The 20,292-nt window shown below is 32.5% G+C and carries 18 protein-coding genes; all 18 read right to left on the bottom strand.

What is annotated here, in order from left to right; genetic code table 11:
* Positions 1-141 precede the first annotated feature (141 nt).
* Entirely contained in the window at positions 142-669 is a 528-nt protein-coding gene (gene pyrR / locus SAMSHR1132_RS05445) for a bifunctional pyr operon transcriptional regulator/uracil phosphoribosyltransferase PyrR (protein ID WP_000003875.1), read from the bottom strand.
* 409 nt (positions 670-1,078) lie between these two features.
* Positions 1,079-1,996 (bottom strand): RluA family pseudouridine synthase, encoded by a 918-nt coding sequence (locus SAMSHR1132_RS05440; RefSeq protein ID WP_000447216.1) that lies wholly within the window; start codon positions 1,994-1,996, stop codon positions 1,079-1,081.
* Positions 1,996-2,487, bottom strand: a complete 492-nt coding sequence (gene lspA / locus SAMSHR1132_RS05435) for a signal peptidase II (protein WP_001037022.1) — start codon at positions 2,485-2,487, stop codon at positions 1,996-1,998. The genes SAMSHR1132_RS05440 and lspA overlap by 1 nt, the downstream gene beginning before the upstream one ends.
* A 314-nt stretch (positions 2,488-2,801) precedes the next feature.
* The gene (locus tag SAMSHR1132_RS05430; RefSeq protein ID WP_000274858.1) at positions 2,802-3,599 is read right to left on the bottom strand and encodes a VOC family protein; all 798 of its coding nucleotides are present in this window, start codon (positions 3,597-3,599) and stop codon (positions 2,802-2,804) included.
* A gap of 280 nt (positions 3,600-3,879) precedes the next feature.
* Positions 3,880-6,630, bottom strand: a complete 2,751-nt coding sequence (gene ileS / locus SAMSHR1132_RS05425) for an isoleucine--tRNA ligase (RefSeq protein WP_000384675.1) — start codon at positions 6,628-6,630, stop codon at positions 3,880-3,882.
* Positions 6,631-6,851: 221 nt separating this feature from the next.
* Entirely contained in the window at positions 6,852-7,475 is a 624-nt protein-coding gene (locus SAMSHR1132_RS05420; protein ID WP_001117074.1) for a DivIVA domain-containing protein, read from the bottom strand.
* Positions 7,476-7,498: 23 nt separating this feature from the next.
* Positions 7,499-8,278, bottom strand: a complete 780-nt coding sequence (locus SAMSHR1132_RS05415) for a YlmH family RNA-binding protein (RefSeq protein ID WP_014373820.1) — start codon at positions 8,276-8,278, stop codon at positions 7,499-7,501.
* Between the two features lie 110 nt (positions 8,279-8,388).
* Entirely contained in the window at positions 8,389-8,679 is a 291-nt protein-coding gene (locus tag SAMSHR1132_RS05410; RefSeq protein WP_000354111.1) for a YggT family protein, read from the bottom strand.
* 11 nt (positions 8,680-8,690) lie between these two features.
* Positions 8,691-9,254 carry a cell division protein SepF gene (locus SAMSHR1132_RS05405; RefSeq protein ID WP_000018610.1) on the bottom strand — a complete coding sequence of 188 codons (564 nt, stop codon included), beginning with the start codon at positions 9,252-9,254 and terminating at the stop codon, positions 8,691-8,693.
* A complete protein-coding gene (locus SAMSHR1132_RS05400) occupies positions 9,251-9,925 on the bottom strand; it encodes a YggS family pyridoxal phosphate-dependent enzyme (RefSeq protein WP_001261890.1) in 675 nt (224 codons plus the stop codon). The genes SAMSHR1132_RS05405 and SAMSHR1132_RS05400 overlap by 4 nt, the downstream gene beginning before the upstream one ends.
* A gap of 13 nt (positions 9,926-9,938) precedes the next feature.
* Positions 9,939-10,736: a peptidoglycan editing factor PgeF gene (pgeF, locus tag SAMSHR1132_RS05395; RefSeq protein ID WP_000998201.1), complete on the bottom strand. Its 798-nt coding sequence runs from the start codon at positions 10,734-10,736 to the stop codon at positions 9,939-9,941.
* 257 nt (positions 10,737-10,993) lie between these two features.
* Positions 10,994-12,166 carry a cell division protein FtsZ gene (ftsZ, locus tag SAMSHR1132_RS05390; protein WP_000888998.1) on the bottom strand — a complete coding sequence of 391 codons (1,173 nt, stop codon included), beginning with the start codon at positions 12,164-12,166 and terminating at the stop codon, positions 10,994-10,996.
* A 32-nt stretch (positions 12,167-12,198) separates the two neighbouring features.
* Positions 12,199-13,605: a cell division protein FtsA gene (ftsA, locus tag SAMSHR1132_RS05385; protein ID WP_000391035.1), complete on the bottom strand. Its 1,407-nt coding sequence runs from the start codon at positions 13,603-13,605 to the stop codon at positions 12,199-12,201.
* Between the two features lie 104 nt (positions 13,606-13,709).
* Complete coding sequence (locus SAMSHR1132_RS05380; protein ID WP_000342175.1) at positions 13,710-15,044, bottom strand: cell division protein FtsQ/DivIB; 1,335 nt, start codon at positions 15,042-15,044, stop codon at positions 13,710-13,712.
* A 15-nt stretch (positions 15,045-15,059) separates the two neighbouring features.
* Complete coding sequence (gene murD, locus SAMSHR1132_RS05375) at positions 15,060-16,409, bottom strand: UDP-N-acetylmuramoyl-L-alanine--D-glutamate ligase (RefSeq protein ID WP_000935982.1); 1,350 nt, start codon at positions 16,407-16,409, stop codon at positions 15,060-15,062.
* A 1-nt stretch (position 16,410) separates the two neighbouring features.
* Positions 16,411-17,376: a phospho-N-acetylmuramoyl-pentapeptide-transferase gene (gene mraY / locus SAMSHR1132_RS05370; RefSeq protein ID WP_000578451.1), complete on the bottom strand. Its 966-nt coding sequence runs from the start codon at positions 17,374-17,376 to the stop codon at positions 16,411-16,413.
* A 291-nt stretch (positions 17,377-17,667) separates the two neighbouring features.
* Complete coding sequence (locus SAMSHR1132_RS05365; protein ID WP_001118665.1) at positions 17,668-19,902, bottom strand: penicillin-binding protein; 2,235 nt, start codon at positions 19,900-19,902, stop codon at positions 17,668-17,670.
* The gene (gene ftsL / locus SAMSHR1132_RS05360; RefSeq protein ID WP_000257601.1) at positions 19,883-20,284 is read right to left on the bottom strand and encodes a cell division protein FtsL; all 402 of its coding nucleotides are present in this window, start codon (positions 20,282-20,284) and stop codon (positions 19,883-19,885) included. The genes SAMSHR1132_RS05365 and ftsL overlap by 20 nt, the downstream gene beginning before the upstream one ends.
* Between the last annotated feature and the right edge of the window lie 8 nt (positions 20,285-20,292).

Raw genomic sequence — 20,292 nt, 5'->3', positions numbered from 1 at the left:
TCTACAAGTCGCACATTCATATGAAAGTCGTCTTGTAGTTGTCATATATGAGGGTATACTTGATAAATAAGCATTACAAAGCTTACTTTCTTTTTTATCCCTCACCTTTCTCAGTCTCTCGTACTGAATTAAAAGGGGTTATTATTTAATTATAACTGCATTTCTTTGATCCATTTCTTCTAAATAGACACTTACCGTTTCCTCTTTAGAAGTAGGTATATTTTTACCAACAAAATCTGCTCGAATTGGTAATTCTCGATGTCCTCGATCAACCAATGCGGCTAATCCAATTTTAATTGGTCTAGCGTTTAATAAAATAGCGTCTAGTGAAGCGCGAACCGTACGACCAGTATAAAGTACATCATCAATGATTATGACAACTTTATTTGTAATGTCAGTATCGATTTCAATTGCATCTTTTGACGTTTGTGATGACATATGCTCAATATCATCTCTAAAATATGTAATATCAATTGTGCCAGTAGGTATACGTTGTTGTTCGATTTGGTGAATTTTATCTTGTATACGATTCGCTAAATATTCACCTCTCGTTTTAATACCCAAAAGAATTAAATTGTCAGTACCTTTGTTATACTCCAAAATTTCATGAGCGATTCTCGTTACTGTACGTTGTATTGCTGCATCATCCATAATGATACGCTCAGACATATTCTCACCCTTTCAAAATTTAGAAACAAAAAACCTCACGTCTTTAAATCGACATGAGGTTTAGTATATACAATCACCTAACTTTTAATAATACGCTCAAATTGCATTAAATCGCTTATTGATTTATAGGTGGTAATGTTCATTTCAGTATATATCTATTTATATCATGTCTTTGACGTCTCTCTGGACGCTCATTTAAAGACTCATTTATGCTGTACTTAAACTGTTATAAGAATAATACTAATTAGCTATTTTGTCAATCTATATTAAAAAATTAACCTGAAATACGTAAAATGTTAATCGCTATAAATTTTTCAAATAAGAGACACTCATTTCATTTTGAAAGAGAAAAATTAACTAACTTTTAAGGTTTACATAATATAGTTATAGTTATTATTAAACTTTAAAATTATGCATCTCTTTTTCGTATTGTCTCTAATAAATCTTCAAAATCTTGTGGCAAATCAGCTTGCTTTTCAATATATTCTCCTGTTACAGGATGTGTAAATCCAATCAGTCCAGCATGTAATGCTTGTCCGCCAATATCTAAAGTCTTCTTCGGACCGTACTTTGGATCACCTACTAAAGGGAATCCAATATATTTCATATGAACACGGATTTGGTGTGTACGTCCGGTTTCAAGTTGACATTCAACTAAAGTATAATCTTTAAAATGCTCTAACACGTTAAAATGCGTCACTGCTTCTTTACCATCATCAACAACTGCCATTGATTGACGGTCATTTTTATTTCTACCAATTGGCGCATCGATTGTTCCGTAATCATGCGGAATATTACCATGAACTAAAGCAATATATTTTCTTTTAACCGATTTGTCCATTAATTGCTCTACTAGACCACGATGTGCAATGTCATTTTTAGCAACCATCAATAAACCTGAAGTATCCATATCAATACGGTGTACAATACCTGGACGTATCTCACCATTGATGCCAGATAAGTTTTTAATTTGGTACATTAAACCATTTACTAAAGTATTAGTATAATGACCCGGTGATGGGTGAACTACCATACCTTTTGGTTTATAAACTACAGCAACGTCATCATCTTCATAATAAATATCTAAATTTAAATTTTCAGGCAGAATGTCAGCTTCTACAATTTCTTTTTCAGTGACAACAATTCGATCATTTAGCTTTACTTTATAATTAGATTTTACAACTTTATCATTAGCTACAACTAACCCTGCTTTAATCCAGTCTTGTATTTGATTACGTGACCAATCACTATTTAATTCCGGTAATAGTTTATCAATACGCATACCAGTCTGTTCTTTTTCTGTAATGTTAAATTCAAATGTTTCCATTATTTAACCTCCTTCTCCTTTTTATTGGAAGTATCTTTTAGTAGTGCAATAATTATTAATACAACACCTATCGTCAAACTAGAATCAGCGATATTAAAAATTGGAAAATCATAACCAAAAATATTTGTATCTATAAAGTCTACAACTTCACCTGTTAATACTCTATCGATAAAATTCCCTAATGCACCAGCAAAAAGTAAACTAATTGCAATTTGCATAAACAAATGATATTGAGCATCTTTGATATAAAAATATACTAGCGCGATTAAAATAATAATAGTAATAATGTAGAAAAACATCATTTTACCACTCAATATTCCCCATGCCGCACCATTATTTCGATGTGATGTAATATTTAAAAAATTCGGTATAACTTCAAATGAATCTCCTATTTTCATACTTGTAGCAACAATATACTTGGTAACTTGGTCAAATATTATGACAAATAATGCTATTAAAATGGAAGTGCCAATAAAATATTTTTTGTTCATTCTCGTTCCTCCAATCAATCGTCCATAAGACAACTCTTTATATTATAGCCTACACATGCTAATAAAAAAAGTAAGCATATTACAATAAAAAAATGATATCAATTCAATTCTCATAAATCTATAAATTTATAATCGTTCAATTTCAGTAGATATGTGTCTTGATTTGATAAATATTTTTAAATCACTAATTAAAAATTCAATAAAAACAGTGAATTCTATCTCAATAAAATAAAATTCACTGTGACTTCTTTATTACAATGATACATCTCATTTTTAACTTTAATAAACAGTTAGTCTATTTATAACTGCATTCACTAATCGATGACTTCTATTTGATTAAAACGATAGTAAATGCCATCTGGACCTTGCAAATTTAAATGTGTTGTTTCTGGGTAATGAAAATCTACGATTGCTAAACCATATGTATCAAAATTTTCAATACGTTTAGTTGCAGAGACCCAATCGTTCATAGCTAAATGTTGATAATATCCATTAGATGCTAAAAATAACGAATAATCATCCATAATTGCTGATTCTTTCAAACCAAAATAATTGAGATAATAATCTTTAACTTCTGTAATGTGGATTGTTTTTATATGTAATGCTCCAATAATTGCCTCATCAGGAATTCCTAGCCATAATGATTTTGTAGCGTGACTAACTAACCTCGGAACATTTAGCGGTCTAATGTCTACTTTTACCAACTCATTTTCCCTAATCCATTGTTCCTCATCTTTATCCACGTAAAATTTAAAACCATTTCCTTCAGGGTCTTCGAAGAATAATGATAACGAAGCAGGTTGAATTCCCCCATTAACCGAAATATCATATTCGCTTAAATGTATTAATAAATCGGCTAAGTCGCCAATTTTAGGAAGTTTAATTGCTATATGAAATAAACCAGCTTCTGACATTAAAGGTTCACGTCCATCTTGCACTTCAACTAATGTTATCACATGATTGGATTGCCCAACTTCATATTGTATCGACGTCAATGTTTCATTGATAATATTCAATCCGAGTACATCTTCATAAAATGGTTTTAGTTCTTTTTTGTCTTTAACATTTAAAGTAATGCCATTTACAAAGTGCGCATTATAGTTATGATACATTATACTTTCTCCTATCAAAATCAATCTTTTTAATGCCTTATATTTAAAATATTATCGCTAACAAAGATACGAATAGCAACCATTAAGCATTTTAAATCGACGCAATTCAATATATCTCTACTCTGATAGCTTGATATTCTATTAAAATGCGACTAAGCAATATTATATAAATTTGAATGCAATCAAAAAACTCTCTTCAACATGTCAACAAAAACTGCAACATATTAATGAAGAGAGTTTTAATTTATATTATGCTAACGAATTAATCAGTCATTTTAATTTATACAAGTGACTTTACTACTTCTTGACAACGTGGACATAGATGCGTTAATTCTCCAACAGCACCAAGGTCCTCTGAATAGTTCCAACATCTTTCACATTTTTCACCATCTGCATGTTCAATAACAATGTCGCCATGCTCGTAGTTTGTTGCTTGATCTAACTTATCAACAACTTTGACTTGTGACACGATAAATAATTGATGTAATGCATCAAATGAAGTTAAGAATTCTGATGCATTAAATTTATCGTTGCTTGCAATCGTAACTTTAGCTTCTAATGATTTACCAATAACTTTTTCATTACGTGCAGTTTCTAACGCACGGTTTACATCATCACGTAAATTCATAAATGTACGCCATTTATCTAATAACGCTTGATCAACTTCGACAACTTTAGGCATGTCAGCTAAGTGGACACTTTCTTCTTTTACATGCGGTGTATGTGACCAAACTTCTTCAGCTGTATGCACTAAAATAGGTGCCAACAACTTCGTCATATCTACTAAAATTTGGTATAACACAGTTTGCATACTACGACGAATGTGAGAATCTCGTTGTTCGATATATAAAATATCTTTACCATAATCTAAGTAGAAGTTACTTAACTCAACATTGATGAAGTTTTGTACTTCTTGATAAATGTTTAAATAGTCAAAGTTTTCATAGTTGTTAATCGTACTTGCAGTGAACTCGCGTAAACGATTTAACAAGTAGCGATCAACTTCTAATAATTCAGACTCTGGAACACTATCAGTTTCAGGGTTGAAATCATTGATATTACCTAACATAAATCTTAGTGTATTTCTTATTTTACGATAAACATCAGATGTTTGTTTTAAAATATCATCAGAAATTCTAACGTCAGCTAAATAGTCAGTACTACTTACCCAAAGTCTGGCAATATCTGCACCTTTTTGTTTAACGACTTGGTCAGGAACAATAACATTTCCTAAAGATTTACTCATTTTCTTACCTTCTCCATCCATAACAAACCCATGTGAAAGCAAGAATTTATAAGGAGAAACGCCTCTCGTAGCAACAGCAGTTGTAATTGATGAGTTAAACCAACCACGATATTGGTCACTACCTTCAAGATACATATCTGCCGGGAATCTTAATTCAGGTCTCGTTTCTAATACACCACGATGTGATGAGCCTGAATCGAACCAAACATCCATAATATCTGTTTCTTTTGTAAACGTACCATTAGGACTACCAGGATGTGTAAACCCTTCAGGTAGCAAGTCTTTCGCTTCTCTTTCAAACCAAATATTTGAACCGTGTTCAGCAAACAAATCAGCTACATGATTCACTGTTTCTTTTGTCATGATAATATCGCCATTTTCAGCATAGAATACTGGTAAAGGTACGCCCCAAACACGTTGACGTGAAATCACCCATTCACCACGGTCACGTACCATATTATAAATACGTGTTTTACCCCAATTTACTTTGAAGTTTGTGCTTTCGATTGCATCTAAAATATCTTTTCTAACTTTACTAATTGATGCAAACCATTGTGGTGTTGCACGGAAAATAACCGGCTTTTTCGTTCTCCAGTCATGAGGGTAGCTATGTGTAATAAAGTCTAATTTTAATAAAGCACCTTTTTCAGTTAATAAATCCGTAACGGCTTTATTTGCTTTATCATAAAACATACCTTCAAATTGGCCACCTTCTTCAGTGAAGACACCTTTATCATCAATTGGACTAATAACAGGCAATTCATATTTTTGACCTACAATATAGTCATCTTCCCCGTGTCCTGGTGCTGTGTGTACACAACCTGTACCGGCATCTGTAGTAACATGTTCACCATTAATTACTAATGATTCTCTATCTAAGAATGGATGTTGTGCTACAACATACTCTAATTCTTTTCCTGAAAATTCTTTCTCTAATTTGATTGAATCTTTATCCCAGCCTAACGCTTCTGCTACGGCATCAGACAATGCTTCTGCAACGATGTATTTTTGACCATCAACATTATATTGACCGTATTTTAATTCCGGATGTACAGTGATAGCAACATTTGATGGAATAGTCCAAGGTGTTGTCGTCCAAATAATGAATTTAGCATCTGAGTCAACGATACCTTTGTCATCTTTTACATCAAACGCAACATAGATTGATGCAGAGCGTTTATCATGATATTCAATTTCAGCTTCTGCTAATGAAGACTCACTAGATGGAGACCAGTATACTGGCTTTTTACCTTTATAAATTAAGCCTTTATCAGCCATCTCACCGAAAATACGAATTTGTGCAGCTTCATATTCAGGCTTTAATGTAATATATGGATCATTAAAGTCACCACGAACACCTAAACGTCTGAAGTCTTTTTTCTGTAATTCAATTTGCTCTAAAGCAAACTCCTTACATTTTTCACGGAACTCAGCTGTTGACATCTTTTTGCGGTCAACACCCTTTTTCGTTAAAGCTTGTTCAATTGGTAAACCATGTGTATCCCAACCTGGCACATAAGGCGCGTAAAATCCTTGCATAGTTTTGTAACGTACAATAAAGTCTTTTAAAATTTTGTTCAAGGCATGTCCCATATGCAAGTTACCATTCGCGTATGGAGGTCCATCATGTAAAATAAATGTTTCATTACCTTTATTTTTTTCTAACGCTTTGTGGTATTGATCTTCTGCATCCCATTTTTCTTGGATTTGTGGTTCTTTATTAGGTAAACCACCTCGCATTGGGAAATCTGTTTTAGGCATTAATAACGTTTCTTTGTAATCCATTTTGTTCACTCCTTAAAAAATTAAAAAACTCTAAGTTAAATTAAAAGGGACGATTGTCTCGCGGTACCACCCTTATTAACTCAACTTAGAGTTCTCTCATTACAATATTTAAATATTAAAAAGTCAGTGATATAACATACATGCTTTTACTAGGCTCTCACCGTTACCTAATTCGCTGTGAAAAGTTAAATGTATATTACGTGTCTGTCTTTAGTTAATTATTATTTTGTTGATTCTGAATCATTCGTATTTGCTAGTGAATTATTTTCTGAAGAACTTGTTTCACTATTTTGTGCATTTGCTGCTGCCGCTTCATCCGGTTTCAAATCATTTTCATGTAAATGATGGATGTTTTCAAGTGTCACTTGTTCTGCATCTAAATCATAATTCAATAAATAATCCCAGTCTTCATTCTTTAATAAGTCTAATTGTGCTTCTACTAGCATACGGAAACGTGATCTAAATACTTTAGACTGGCGTTTCATATCTTCAGTTTGGAAAGCTAAACGACGTGCTTTTTCAACAGCATCTCCAACCATTTGATCAGCTTGAGTTTGTGCTCTAGCAATAATTGCTTCAGCTTGTTTTTCTGCAGCTTGCTTTGTTTCTTCGCCAGCTTTTTGAGCCTGCACTAAAGCATCACTTACAGATTGATGCACCTCTTGATAAGACTTAATATTAGTATCTCTCTCTTCGACTACTTTTTCAAGTTGTTTTTTATCTTCTTTAAGACGTTCAATTTCTGTGCTTAGTTGCTCTAAAAAGTTAGCAACTTCAGTTGGCTCTAGACCGTTCTTTACACGTGTAAACTCTTTATTCTTAATTTCATTTGGTGTAAAAGGCATTTGTTATCCTCCTTAAATCATTACTATTTGAATAATGTTCTATAGGTAATGTGCGTTTTATCTTTTTTAGTTTTACCACCTAAGTCAGTAATGTGTGCTCTACCAAACCCTTGGATGGATATTAAATCATTTGCTTGTAATTGAAAATCTGCTGAATCTACAATAGTATGATTCACTTTAACACGCTTTTTATCGATTAACTGTTTAGCAATCGTACGTGATTTACGTATCATCTCTTTAATAACAACGTCTAATCGTAAAGAGCTAACTGTCGCACTTTCAATTTTCCAATTCTCATTAGATTGTATCATATCTGTTAATGGAATAGTATTAAGTTTAACTGATGCGCCTTTAATACGTTGTAATTCTAACATAATAAATGATTCCAATCTACTTGTCAAAACAAATTGAATGCCTTCACCTACAATAATATCTCCCACTTGTTCACGTTCAATACCTAACGACATCAAAGTTCCTAAAATATGTTGATGCTTTAAAGTTACAAATTTTTCAGGATAATTGATTTCAATTAATGATAACTCAAAGTCACTTTCTTTCGGTTCAAAATAACTCGGTGAAATAATCGCTCTTTTTCTTTCGGCAAAAGGACCACCATTAAATGAAACTTTCAAATCATCATAGCTGCCACATATTACTTCTAATATGTATTGACCTCTTGGATCTAAAAAATGAGTTAAAACTGGCGCGTAATGTTGCTCTGCTTGTGCACATTTATCCGTCAATAAGTCAATTAACTCATATTCTTCCTGTCTAAAGTGTTGATAAATATCTATGTTAATCACTACCTTAAATAAATTTGTTCAATATCGTAAATTGTACTAAATATTACAAAAACACATATCAAAAACGAGGCTTAAGTATGAAATACCCTTGCCTCGTTATCTCGCATAATCTATTGTAATTGTATTAAAATCCAATTAAAAATTTGTAGTAATCCTCTTTGGAATAATACTAAAACGATAATTGCTGCGATTGATGATATATCGATAATTCCAATAGGTGGAATTATTTTTCTAAATGGTTGTAAAAAAGGCTCATATATCTTCGCTAAAAAATATCCAACCTTTGTTTCTCTAATACTTGGAACCCAAGATGTAAAGAAATAAATAATCATGCCGAAATAGTAGATTTCGACAACAAAAAGGATAAATTTAAATATTGTAGCTAGCACATTAATATCCATATGTTAACTCCTTAGTCGAATGAATGTTCCATATTTTCAATATGGTCTGTAATGCTTCCAGCTACTTCCACATTATCAGGTGTACATAAGAAAATATCAGTACCTACACGTTGGATATCTCCACCAATCGCATATACTGTACCACTTAAAAAGTCAATAATTCTTTTCGCTGACACTTTATCAATGCGTTGTAGATTTACAAGTGTTGCACGACGATTTTTAAGTTCATCAGCAATATCTTGTGTGTCTGAAAATACACGTGGTTCGAATAAACACATTTTTGAGCTTTCTTGAGATGCATTGTTTGGTGTAGCATTGTTCATAGTTACAACATTACGTGAATTATTTTTTGAATAATTAGGCATACGAGAATTCCTTTCTTCTGACGTTGTTGTATATCTTGATGCAGATTTTTGAGGGACTGATTTGATTGCGTTTTGTTTTGTTGTTTGCTGTGACTGCTCTTTTGGTGGCGCTTCATTTACCTGTTGTTGTTTTTCAGGTACTTCTACTTCCTCTTCATCATCTATTACAAAAAATCCACTAAATAAATCTTTTAAAGCCAAGTGGCTCACTCCTCTTCTCCTACAAGTTTAGTCCCAATTCTAACAAACGTGGCACCTTCTTCAACTGCAATAAGGTAATCATTACTCATTCCCATTGATAATTCATTGCAAGGTGCATAATCTAAATTGAGTCGTTGTATTTGTTCTTTTTTTAAGCGTAAATTCTTAAATAACGATTTAATATATGCACCATCGTCTGTCAATGGAGCCATCGTCATTAAACCTACAATTTCAATTTTGTCATATTCTTTAAGATCATGAATAAACTGATCTACATCTTCTAAAGCAATACCATGTTTAGAAACTTCTCCTGAAACGTTCACTTGCAAGAAACATCTAATTTTATGTTCTGCACGTTTATTAATTTCTTTGGCTAAGCTCAATCGATCTAAAGCATGAAAATAGTCAACGTCATTTATGACATCTTTAACTTTTCGAGATTGCAATGATCCAATAAAATGAATTACTGCATCTTTTGGTAGAGACTCTTTCTTTTGAAAAAAGCCTTCCAATCTATTCTCTCCAAAGTGTCTTATTCCAGCCTCATATGCTTCTTTAGCTCGCTCTATTGTAACATATTTTGTGACTGCAATCACGTTTGGTTTTGTTGAAAAATTATTTTTTTCAATTTTGTCATTAATTTGTGTTGCAATTTGTTGTAAGTTTTCTTCTACACGCAAGCCAATTTCCTCCTTATTGCTTCAGTTGTCCAATAAATGCTAACATGCGTCCAGTTTGTCCTTTTTCCACTCTATACGAGAAAAATAAGTTTAAATGCTCTGATGTAGCATAAGCTGTTGTGTAAATATTTTCATTAGGAACACCATAATAAGTTAATAATTCTGCATTTGCTTTTTTTAAATCGATACCATGACGGTCTTGTCCTCTTGTTTCAATATACTTTGAACTATTGATTGGTAGTGTTTTAAATTTATTTTTAATATCATCATTGATTTCATAACTCGAAGAAGTAGCTGGACCTATAACTACATGTAAATCTTCCAAGTCAAAATCTACTTGATCAAGTACTTCTTTTACAATTTTGGTATATGTGCCACGCCAACCCGCATGTGCTAATGCTATAAAATGATGTTTCGGACTATAAAAATATACTGGAACACAATCTGCATAACACATAGTTAATAATACATTGTCATCATAAGTAAACATTGCATCTACACCATGAAGCTGATTGGTTAACTTCTCAATGTTCGTTCCTCGATCATCTTTAGTTATGTGTGCAACTTTATTTTCATGGGTTTGTATTGGAAATACCCATTCAGCTCTATCAAATCCAATTTCTTCGGCTAGTTGAATTTGATGCTGTGTAATATTGTTAGAACTGTCATCAATATAACGCGCCATATTAAACGCATTTTCCGGATAATTACTTAATCCATTATTTCTTGTTGTAATACCCAATGTAATACCTTCTTGCAATAAATCTTCAAATATTAAATGATGCGGTTGTTTTTTAAATTTATCATTCAATCGATTGTCACCATCATTTCATAAAATTATCTTCGTATAACTGCGTAAAGTTTAATAATTATATAATATAACATTTATGTTTAAAATTAAAATGTTGTGCAAATAATATTTCATCGTTACATTGGAATTTCAAACTAATTTTAAAAGGTACAATGAACTTCTTACATAACACATCATGATTTTTTAAATGTAGTAAAAAAATCATCAGATAACTTATCTGATGATTTGTGTTGAATTATTTTGTGTATATATATCAATTAACGTCTAGTTCTTCTTGAACGTCTTTCTTCTCTATTTCTAATGAAGCTAGGAATATCATCTTCTTTAGTTGTATGTGATCTTTCACTTACACTTTCAGACGCTTGCGCATTTGAAGAATTTGAAGTAAATGAATCTTCTTTAGAAGTAGAAGCACTTGAACTGCTTACGCTAGTTCCAAATCCTGTGCTACCTGATTTACGACTATGTGAAGTTGGTTTGTCATCAAAGCCAGTTGCGATAACTGTAACTACAATTTCATCTTGTAATTCAGGATTGATTACTGTACCGAAGATCATGTTTACATCTTCATCAGCAGCGTCTTGAACGATGTCAGCAGCTTCTTGTGCTTCGAATAATGACAATGATTCGCCACCAGTAATGTTCATAAGCACACCTTGCGCACCAACGATAGATGTTTCAAGTAATGGAGAAGAAATTGCTTTTTTAGCAGCTTCTACTGCTCTGTTTTCACCAGATGATACACCGATACCCATTAATGCTGAGCCTTGGTTTGACATGATTGTCTTAACATCTGCAAAGTCTAAGTTAACTTCACCAGAAACAGCGATTAAATCTGAAATACCTTGTACACCTTGGCGTAACACATTGTCAGCCTCTTTAAATGCTTCCATCATAGGTGTAGATTTGTCAACGATGTCTAATAAACGGTCGTTTGGAATTACGATTAATGTATCTACAGCAGCTTTCATAGCTTCTACTCCAGCAGCAGCTTGAGTTTGACGTTTACGTCCTTCAAAGCTGAACGGGCGAGTTACAACACCTACTGTTAATGCACCCATCTCTTTTGCAATTTTAGCTACAACTGGTGCCGCACCAGTACCAGTTCCGCCACCCATACCAGAAGTAACGAATACCATATCTGCACCTTGAATTGCATCTTCAATTTGCTCGCGAGATTCTTCAGCAGCTTTTTTACCAATTTCAGGATTAGCACCTGCACCTAAACCACGTGTTAATTTCTCACCGATTTGGATTTTTGATTCAGCTTTAGATAAGTTTAAAGCTTGACCGTCTGTGTTGATAGCGATAAATTCAACATTATTCATTCCGTGGTCAATCATTCGGTTTACAGCGTTATTACCGCCACCACCTACACCAATGACCTTTAAAGTCGCTAAATGATTAAATCCTTGTTCAAATTCTAACATTTAAATTTCCTCCTAGTTTTATTGGCCAATAATCATTCAAATAGAGATTTCATTAGTTTTTTGAATTTACTTTCTTCTTTATCTTTGTCTTGAACATGTTCATGATTCTGTTTATGTTCCTGATGATTATCTTCTGATTGATAAATTTCTTCATCTGTTGTTTCTACTTCATTTTCATGAGTATCTTTTTTGTTCGTTTTACGTTTAAACCAATCAAATCCGCCTAATTTAGATTCGTTATCTTTGTCTTTCACATCAATAACATCTTCTTCAGTTTCTTCATTATCATGATAATTAATTGTAACATAATCTAATAACTCATCAAAAGCGATACTACTAGAAATTGTAGAAATTGCTGAAGAAAATTCAGGTTTTCTAATTCCCATTTGAGATGGTGTATGAATTCTAACTTTTTCACTCACCATATCAGATAATAATTCTTTTACGCCAAGTAAATTTGCTGACCCACCAGTAACAATAAATCCACCATTTACTTTAGTTAATCCTAATTCTTGTAAAACATCAAAAACTTCAAAGAATATTTCTTCAACACGTGCTTCAATAAAGTCACTTAAGTCTTTTTGAGTATACTGCACTGTTTCATCACTATCAACCTGTTCAACAGTAAATATATCTTGATCTGAAGCAGAATCATAAAATGCATGACCGTATTGATGTTTAACCTTTTCAGCTGTTTCATAAGATGTATTTAAACCTTGTGCAATATCATCTGTAATATCGCGTCCAGCCATTTCAATCGAATCAGCATCAACTAATTCACCACGTTCATAAAAAGCAACTTGCGTAACATCTTCACCAATGTCAATTACACATGCACCCAACTCTTTTTCAGTAGCTGTTAGGATTGAACCATAGTTATAAGCATCAGAATAAACATCTAATACATCTACACCACAAGCTTCAACACATTTAATCATATTAATTAAAATTGATTTTTGAATAGCAATTACGCCTGCTTCAACCTTTAATGAATGTCTGGCAATTAATTCTTTAGGGTCTGAAACCTCATTTTCTTTATCGACTATAAAACGTATAGGGAACACATTTATTACTTCTGTTTCTTGCACATCATTCTTTTCTCTAATACCTTCTAAAACTTTTTCGATATGTGAACCGTTGATTTCTGTATCCTCATAAAAGTCGATTTCATTTGATTCATCATAAACTTCCGTTCCAATGATAGGTAACTTCAGGAAAACTTCTTTAATATCTACACCCGAAGCGATTGATGCCTTTTTAATTGTGTCTTTGATTGCTTGACGCGCAATATCAAAATCATCAATTAAACCATTTTTTATACCGCTCGTGTAGGTTTGTCCTGTACCTATCACATTTATACCATTGTGAAATTTCTCGCCTACTATTGTTTTTACGCTTGATGATCCAATATCAATACTTACGTAGTAATGTTCTTCCATAGATAGGCACCTCCTGACAAATTACTATTAAAAAATACACTATCTTTAGTTTACAATACGTTGAATGGCTTGTGAACTATAAACATAGACAATATCAAAATTTTTTAATTATTCTTACTTGATTGATTGTTAATTTTGTTTAAAACGCTTTGTAATTCTTCTTTTGCTTGATTTTCTTCTTGAGATGATTTAGTCACATTTTTATCGCTTTCTGATTGATTTGATGTGTTACCACGATAAGGAATGAATGATGCGCCCACAGATAAATCTATGTAACCGCGTGTTTTTAATTTACCAGAACTATCTCTAGATAACGATTGTGACATTTGTGGATAATATTTCATTTTATCAGCAATCGTTGAAATGTCACCGACGACTTGAAGACCATCTGTTGTGTACAGCTCTATTCTACTTTGCTTATTTTTACTTGGTGCATAGCTAACCTCTGCAATATATCGTCTTACTTCTGGTTTCATATCAGACAACGCTTTAATCATATCATCTTCTTTTGTTCCACTAAAACCATCCATTACAGGTGCATCATTGATTTTGACATCATTTGAACCTTTAAGCAATTTCCCGTTTTCTAATAAAGGTAAATATTTACCTTTATATTTTACTAAAGCGATAATTTCATTTTCTGTTATATCTACATTTAACGTATTTGGCAATTTCTTGTGTATATCAACACTTTTAATTAAAGGGTCTTCCTCAAGATCATTGATTGCATTTTTCTTACTAAATGTATACATCCTTGAATCACTTTTTACGTCTAAAATTTTATTAATTTTCGAAGTGCTAACATGATTATTACCATTTATATTTACATGCGCAATTTTACTAAGTGGTGAAAACATATAAATTAAAATAACAGCAATTAATAATACTAAAATAGTTATAATGCTATACTGAATTCTCTTCTGTCTTTTTCGTCTTAACTTCCGTTTTTCCTCAAGTGTTAAAGGTTTTAATTGAGTAACTTTACTCTTACGTTTCGTCTTGTCATCTATTGAGTCATTAGCATCAACTTTACCTTCCGAAGTAACGTCATCACTTTGTTGATTTTCATCGTTTGAGTATTCGTCGGAAGAGGCAACTCCAAATTTATCAGAATCACTTAAATGTTCATCTTCTTGATTCGGGTTATAAACTTGATTAGCTGAGTTTAAACTCCTATCATAATCAGCATCACTGTCACCGTTATGATTAGTAAGATCGTCATGATCTTCCTTATCTTTTTTAAAATCTTTATTGATTAAATATATGTCTTCGTCAAACTCTGCTTGTTGCGATTTATCTGACTCATTTTGATCAAATAATCGTGTAGCTTCAGACCTTTTTCGTTGTCTTCTTTTCTTAGATGTATTTCTAGTAAATAGTTCTAATTCATCTTTATCTTCATTTGGCTCTTGCTGATCATTCTTCGTTTTATCATCCATCAATACTCACACCCTTTAATAAGATGGCAAATGGGCACGGAATCTTTCAATAAATTTCTCTCCACGCTCTTCAAAAGTACTATATTGATCCCAACTTGCACAAGCTGGAGATAACAGAACTACATCATTCGGTTCAATAATATCTTGTACTTTATCAACAGCATCTTCGACGTTGTTTGCTTCAATGACCGATTTCCCTTGACTATTACCTAGTTTAGCAAACTTGTCTTTTGTTTGTCCGAATACAACCATTACGCGAACATTTTCCATGTAAGGAATAAGTTCATCAAATTCATTACCTCTATCTAATCCACCACATAACCAAATGATTGGTTGATTAAAAGAGTTCAAAGCAAATTGTGTTGCAAGTGTATTAGTAGCTTTCGAGTCATTGTAATACTTATTTGTTCTGTTAGTACCAATGTACTGTAATCGATGTTCAATTCCTGAAAAAGTAGTTAAACTATCAATAATTGCTTTAATCGGCACCCCTGCTAAAATACAAGCAAGTACAGCAGCTAGAATATTTTCTAAGTTATGTTCTCCTGGTAATACTAAATCTTCTGTGTTGATGATTCGAATCCCTTTATATACGATAAAGCCATCTTTTATATAAATACCATCAACTTCTTGTTGTGTTGAAAAATATAACGTTTTAGCTTTTAATTCTTCTGATTCTATTACTTGTCTTTGATGATAATTACAAATTAAATAATCATCTTTAGTTTGATTTTTATAAATTTGCTTTTTAGCATTTTGATAATTTTCCAAGTTCTCATGGTAATCTAAATGCGCTGAATAAATATTAGTGATAATGGCGATATGTGGTCTATATTTTTCAATACCTAGTAATTGAAATGATGACAGTTCAGTAATTAAATAGTCAGACGGCTTTACTTCTTGCGCAACTTTTGATGCCACATATCCAATATTTCCTGAAAGTCTACCTGTTAAGCGACTTTTTTTAAACATATCACCAATAAGAGATGTGACTGTTGTTTTTCCATTAGTCCCTGTCACTGCTATGATTGGTGCTTCTGAAATTAAATAACTCAATTCTACTTCAGTTAATATTTTCAAATTCCTTTTCACAGCTTCATCAATAATAGACACAGTATAAGGTATACCAGGATTTTTAACGACAATTGGATCATTGTCTAGTAATGATAATGGATGTCTACCACTAACAACTTTAATCCCCATTGATTCTAAATCTTTGGCGTGCGCATCTTGCGTCAAATCTTTACCATCATTTACCGTTACATTCGCACCCAACTTGCTTAATAATTTAGCTGCCTCATATCCACTTTTTGCAAGTCCTACTACTAATACATTTTCATTTTCCAAGCCAGTATAATTGAGCATATTAATGCACTCCAATCCATAATCCGATTAAACCTGAAATTAAACCTACAGTCCAAAATACTGTAACAACTTTCCATTCACTCCAACCAATCAACTCAAAATGATGATGAATCGGGCTCATTTTAAATATACGTTTTCCAGTAAGCTTAAAGCTAGCTACTTGTAACATTACTGATAAAGTTTCAATCACAAATACAAGTCCTATAAAAATTAATGATAACTCTTGATTTAACATGATTGAAATTGTTGCGAATATACCGCCTAGTGCTAAGCTCCCCGTATCGCCCATAAACACTTTTGCCGGGTTAATGTTATATGGTAAAAACCCTAAAAGTGCAAACAACATAATAATACAGAAAATACCAATTGCCGTCTCACCTAATACAAAGCTCATAATTGCATACATTGTAAAACCAATAATTGATAAACCAGTAGCCAATCCGTCTAATCCATCTGTTAAATTTACTGCATTAGAAAATCCAACTTGCCAAAATACAATAAAGATAACATAGGCAAAGGATAATGGAATTGCTATGTTTGTAAATGGAATATGTATGTTTGTTGAAAAATTCACCAAATGAAATACATTACTTAAAACAAAGAAAATAATTGCTATTCCAATTTGCGCTAAAAATTTCTGTTTACTTGTTAAACCTTGGTTATTTTTTTTAACAACTATGATGTAATCATCAATGAAACCAATTAACCCAAATCCAATTGTCACAAATAACAATAATAAAATCGGATTTGAATCATTAACAAAAATAATTGCAATCAATGATGTTATCACAATACTTAATAAAAATGTTAGACCACCCATTGTTGGTGTTCCAGTTTTTTTCATGTGGCTTTGTGGACCTTCTTCACGGATACTCTGTCCGAATTTCATCCTTTTTAATGTAGGTATTAATACAGGTACTAAAACAAAAGTGATGACTAGCGCTAAAAACGCATATACAAAAATCATAATTATCTCCTCTTCTTAATCCAAACTTTTTTAATCATTAATATATTATCAATTTTTCAATTTAATAAACAAAGTTGTTATCATTTTTTAAATATTTATTTCATCACGGTATAAGAGGCCAGTATAAAAAGTTTGTTTATAACAAACAAGTTAACCTGACCTCGTCTACCCTAAAATTCTCTATCAACGCTAAATAATAAAGATTAAATGAAGATGTTTATGCTTGCCTAACAATTGCTTAATCACAATTTAATAGTGACAAGTTATCCTTATTTAATGCCGCAATTTACCTTATTCCGACTTATCTTTGTCAGATTTACTGTCAGATTTATTTGTATCATCTGATTTCGAATCAGAATTATTAGTTGAATTGCTGTCTACATTCTCTGATGAAAATTCTACGTCTATTTTGTCTTTTTCAGTGAGTTTTTGACCTTTTGTGATTGACTGGTGAGATACGAAGCCACTACCTTTTAAATTCACTTTAATATTCGTTAAGTTTTCAAAGGCAATAACATCTTCCTTAGTCCAACCTGTCATATCAGGCATTGTCACGTCACCATCAGTTAATAGCAACACTTTGCTATGTGGTAACACTTTATTTCCTGCTTTTACTGATTGTGCTTTAATTTGTGATCCCGAACCGATTGTAACGGGTTCTAATGATTTTGCACTCACACTATCAATAGCTTTTTGTTTTTCTTGCCCCTCAACATCAGGTACTTTACTAAACTCTGCATTAGAAGTATCGTCTTTAGATTTACCTACATTTAAATATTTTAAAGTATTTTCCATGATAGGTTTAAAAGCCTTACTAACACCTAATTCATAAGCTTCTTGATCATTTTTCTGAGCTAAACTCATACCAGCATATACTATTACTTTAGGGTTCTTCTTAGGCGCATCACCCATAAAGCTTACAAAGTATGGGTTTGGACCTTTAACATAACCGCCACCATTTGGAGCAGCTACTTGAGCTGTACCAGTCTTACCTTCAATATCATAACCTTCGATACGATAGTTTGCAGCATGACTTTTCTTACTATTAACAACCAGGTCTAATTGTTTTTCTACTTTTTCAGCAGTATCTTTCGTAATTGGTTTACCAGCGAATTGTTTTTCACCTTTATAAAATTGCTTTTTGCTAACTGGATTTTCAACGCTGTTCACAAACCATGGTTTTAACATATTACCATTATTAAAGAATGCAGATTGAGCTTGCAACATTTGAGCTGGTGTTACAGTTGTTGATTGTCCAAATGATGATGTTTTTTGTTGTAATTCATTGCTCCAACCAATTTGTCCTGGCGCTTCACCATCAAACATACCTTTAGTTGATTTTCCAAAACCAAAACGTTCATACCATGATTTCATTTTGTCTGCACCAACTAAATCTTGTAAATGCATCATTAAAGTATTTGATGAATAAGTGAATCCTAGTGACATTGGGATTTCTCCCCAACCAACTCTATTCCAGTCAGATATACGAGACCCCATTATGTCTCTATGGCCTGATTTATATTTTTTATTTGGATCAAATGCGCCTTCTTGAATAGCAGCAGCTAATCCAAACGATTTAAATGTTGACCCAGGTTCATATGTGTTTTGATATAAGTCATTAGCCCATTTTTTACCAAAGTCTTTACCAGTTTCTGGGTTAAAAGTTGGTCGTTGACTATATGCTAGTATCTCACCAGTCTTAGCATCCATAACAACTGCAAATAAATCTTTTGGACGATATCTTTCAACCATATTATCAAGCGCTTCTTCAACAAACACTTGTATATTCGAATCAATTGTTAAATGAACGTCGTCGCCACGTTTTGGTTGTTTCTCCTTCTTAGTATTTGGTGCGATATAACCCCAAATATCATGAATATATCTTAATGAACCTTTTGAACCACTTAAGTAACTATCAAAAATCTTTTCAACACCAAGTGCACCTTTAAGTTCACCAGTATCCGGATTCTTTTGAGCCATTCCAATTAAGTGAGATGCAAAGTTGCCATTCGGATAAAATCTCTCTGTTTCTGGCAGTAAAGAAATACCAGGTAATTTCATTTTTTCTATTTTTAATTTATCCTGATATGTTAAATTTGTACCTTTACGACCGAACTCGATTTGAAAAACTTTCTTTTGACTAAGTCTTTTTTCAATTTCTTCTGGTTTCATATCAATGACTGTAGACAATTTCTTAGCTGTTTCTTTTTTATCAACTACATGCCTTGGTTTCTTAGAATTGGCACTTGCCTTTTTATCTACAACAGCAACAAGTTTATATCTTTCTACATCTTCTGCTAGTACTTTACCGTTACGATCATATATCTTGCCTCGTTCAGGTTGTTGAGCATTTTTAACTAAATATTTTTCGTTTGCCTTCATGACTAAATCTTGACCATTAGAATGACCAGTAATCATGATATATGAAATTCTTAAAACCAATATAAAAAAGAGCAGTCCGAATAAACCAACAAGTAGGACTGCCCCTATTTTATTTTTTTTAATTTTAATTTTTTGCTTCGCCATTACTACGCACTACCTTTACATTATCGTTCTCAAGGCTCATCCCCTGTTTCTTAGCCTTTTCGTATATGCGTTCATAAGAAGAATTCTTTTTGATTTCAGATTGTAAAGCACTGTTTTCACTTGATTGTTTATCTATTTTATAATCTAAATCTGCAATCTTTCCTCGCGTATCATACGCATCCATTTTTAAAGATAGCATATAAATACTTAACATAGCAATTACAGTAATCAAAGTTATGTATAAAACTTTTTCAAATTTAGTTAATTGTACAACCACTTTTCTAGAAACGGTTTTCTTTTCGGGTCTAGTTTGTGGTTGTTGCATCGGTATACTAGTATAAACTTGTTCGTCATATGGTTGATACACTTTTTCTACAGCCATTATAAATT

Source organism: Staphylococcus argenteus (assembly GCF_000236925.1).
GTDB lineage: Bacteria > Bacillota > Bacilli > Staphylococcales > Staphylococcaceae > Staphylococcus > Staphylococcus argenteus.
The sequence above is the reverse complement of the archived record's forward strand: the minus strand, read 5'-3'. Positions and strand labels throughout refer to the sequence as shown.

Bases quoted from the DNA above. Each gene is read 5' to 3' on its own strand.
- lspA (WP_001037022.1), bottom strand. From the start codon at position 2,487: ATGAACAAAAAATATTTTATTGGCACTTCCATTTTAATAGCATTATTT.
- ftsZ (WP_000888998.1), bottom strand. From the start codon at position 12,166: ATGTTAGAATTTGAACAAGGATTTAATCATTTAGCGACTTTAAAGGTC.
- pyrR (WP_000003875.1), bottom strand. From the start codon at position 669: ATGTCTGAGCGTATCATTATGGATGATGCAGCAATACAACGTACAGTA.
- SAMSHR1132_RS05430 (WP_000274858.1), bottom strand. From the start codon at position 3,599: ATGTATCATAACTATAATGCGCACTTTGTAAATGGCATTACTTTAAAT.
- SAMSHR1132_RS05420 (WP_001117074.1), bottom strand. From the start codon at position 7,475: ATGCCTTTTACACCAAATGAAATTAAGAATAAAGAGTTTACACGTGTA.
- ileS (WP_000384675.1), bottom strand. From the start codon at position 6,630: ATGGATTACAAAGAAACGTTATTAATGCCTAAAACAGATTTCCCAATG.
- SAMSHR1132_RS05410 (WP_000354111.1), bottom strand. From the start codon at position 8,679: ATGGATATTAATGTGCTAGCTACAATATTTAAATTTATCCTTTTTGTT.
- mraY (WP_000578451.1), bottom strand. From the start codon at position 17,376: ATGATTTTTGTATATGCGTTTTTAGCGCTAGTCATCACTTTTGTTTTA.
- SAMSHR1132_RS05380 (WP_000342175.1), bottom strand. From the start codon at position 15,044: ATGGATGATAAAACGAAGAATGATCAGCAAGAGCCAAATGAAGATAAA.
- SAMSHR1132_RS05365 (WP_001118665.1), bottom strand. From the start codon at position 19,902: ATGGCGAAGCAAAAAATTAAAATTAAAAAAAATAAAATAGGGGCAGTC.
- ftsA (WP_000391035.1), bottom strand. From the start codon at position 13,605: ATGGAAGAACATTACTACGTAAGTATTGATATTGGATCATCAAGCGTA.
- murD (WP_000935982.1), bottom strand. From the start codon at position 16,409: ATGCTCAATTATACTGGCTTGGAAAATGAAAATGTATTAGTAGTAGGA.
- SAMSHR1132_RS05440 (WP_000447216.1), bottom strand. From the start codon at position 1,996: ATGGAAACATTTGAATTTAACATTACAGAAAAAGAACAGACTGGTATG.
- ftsL (WP_000257601.1), bottom strand. From the start codon at position 20,284: ATGGCTGTAGAAAAAGTGTATCAACCATATGACGAACAAGTTTATACT.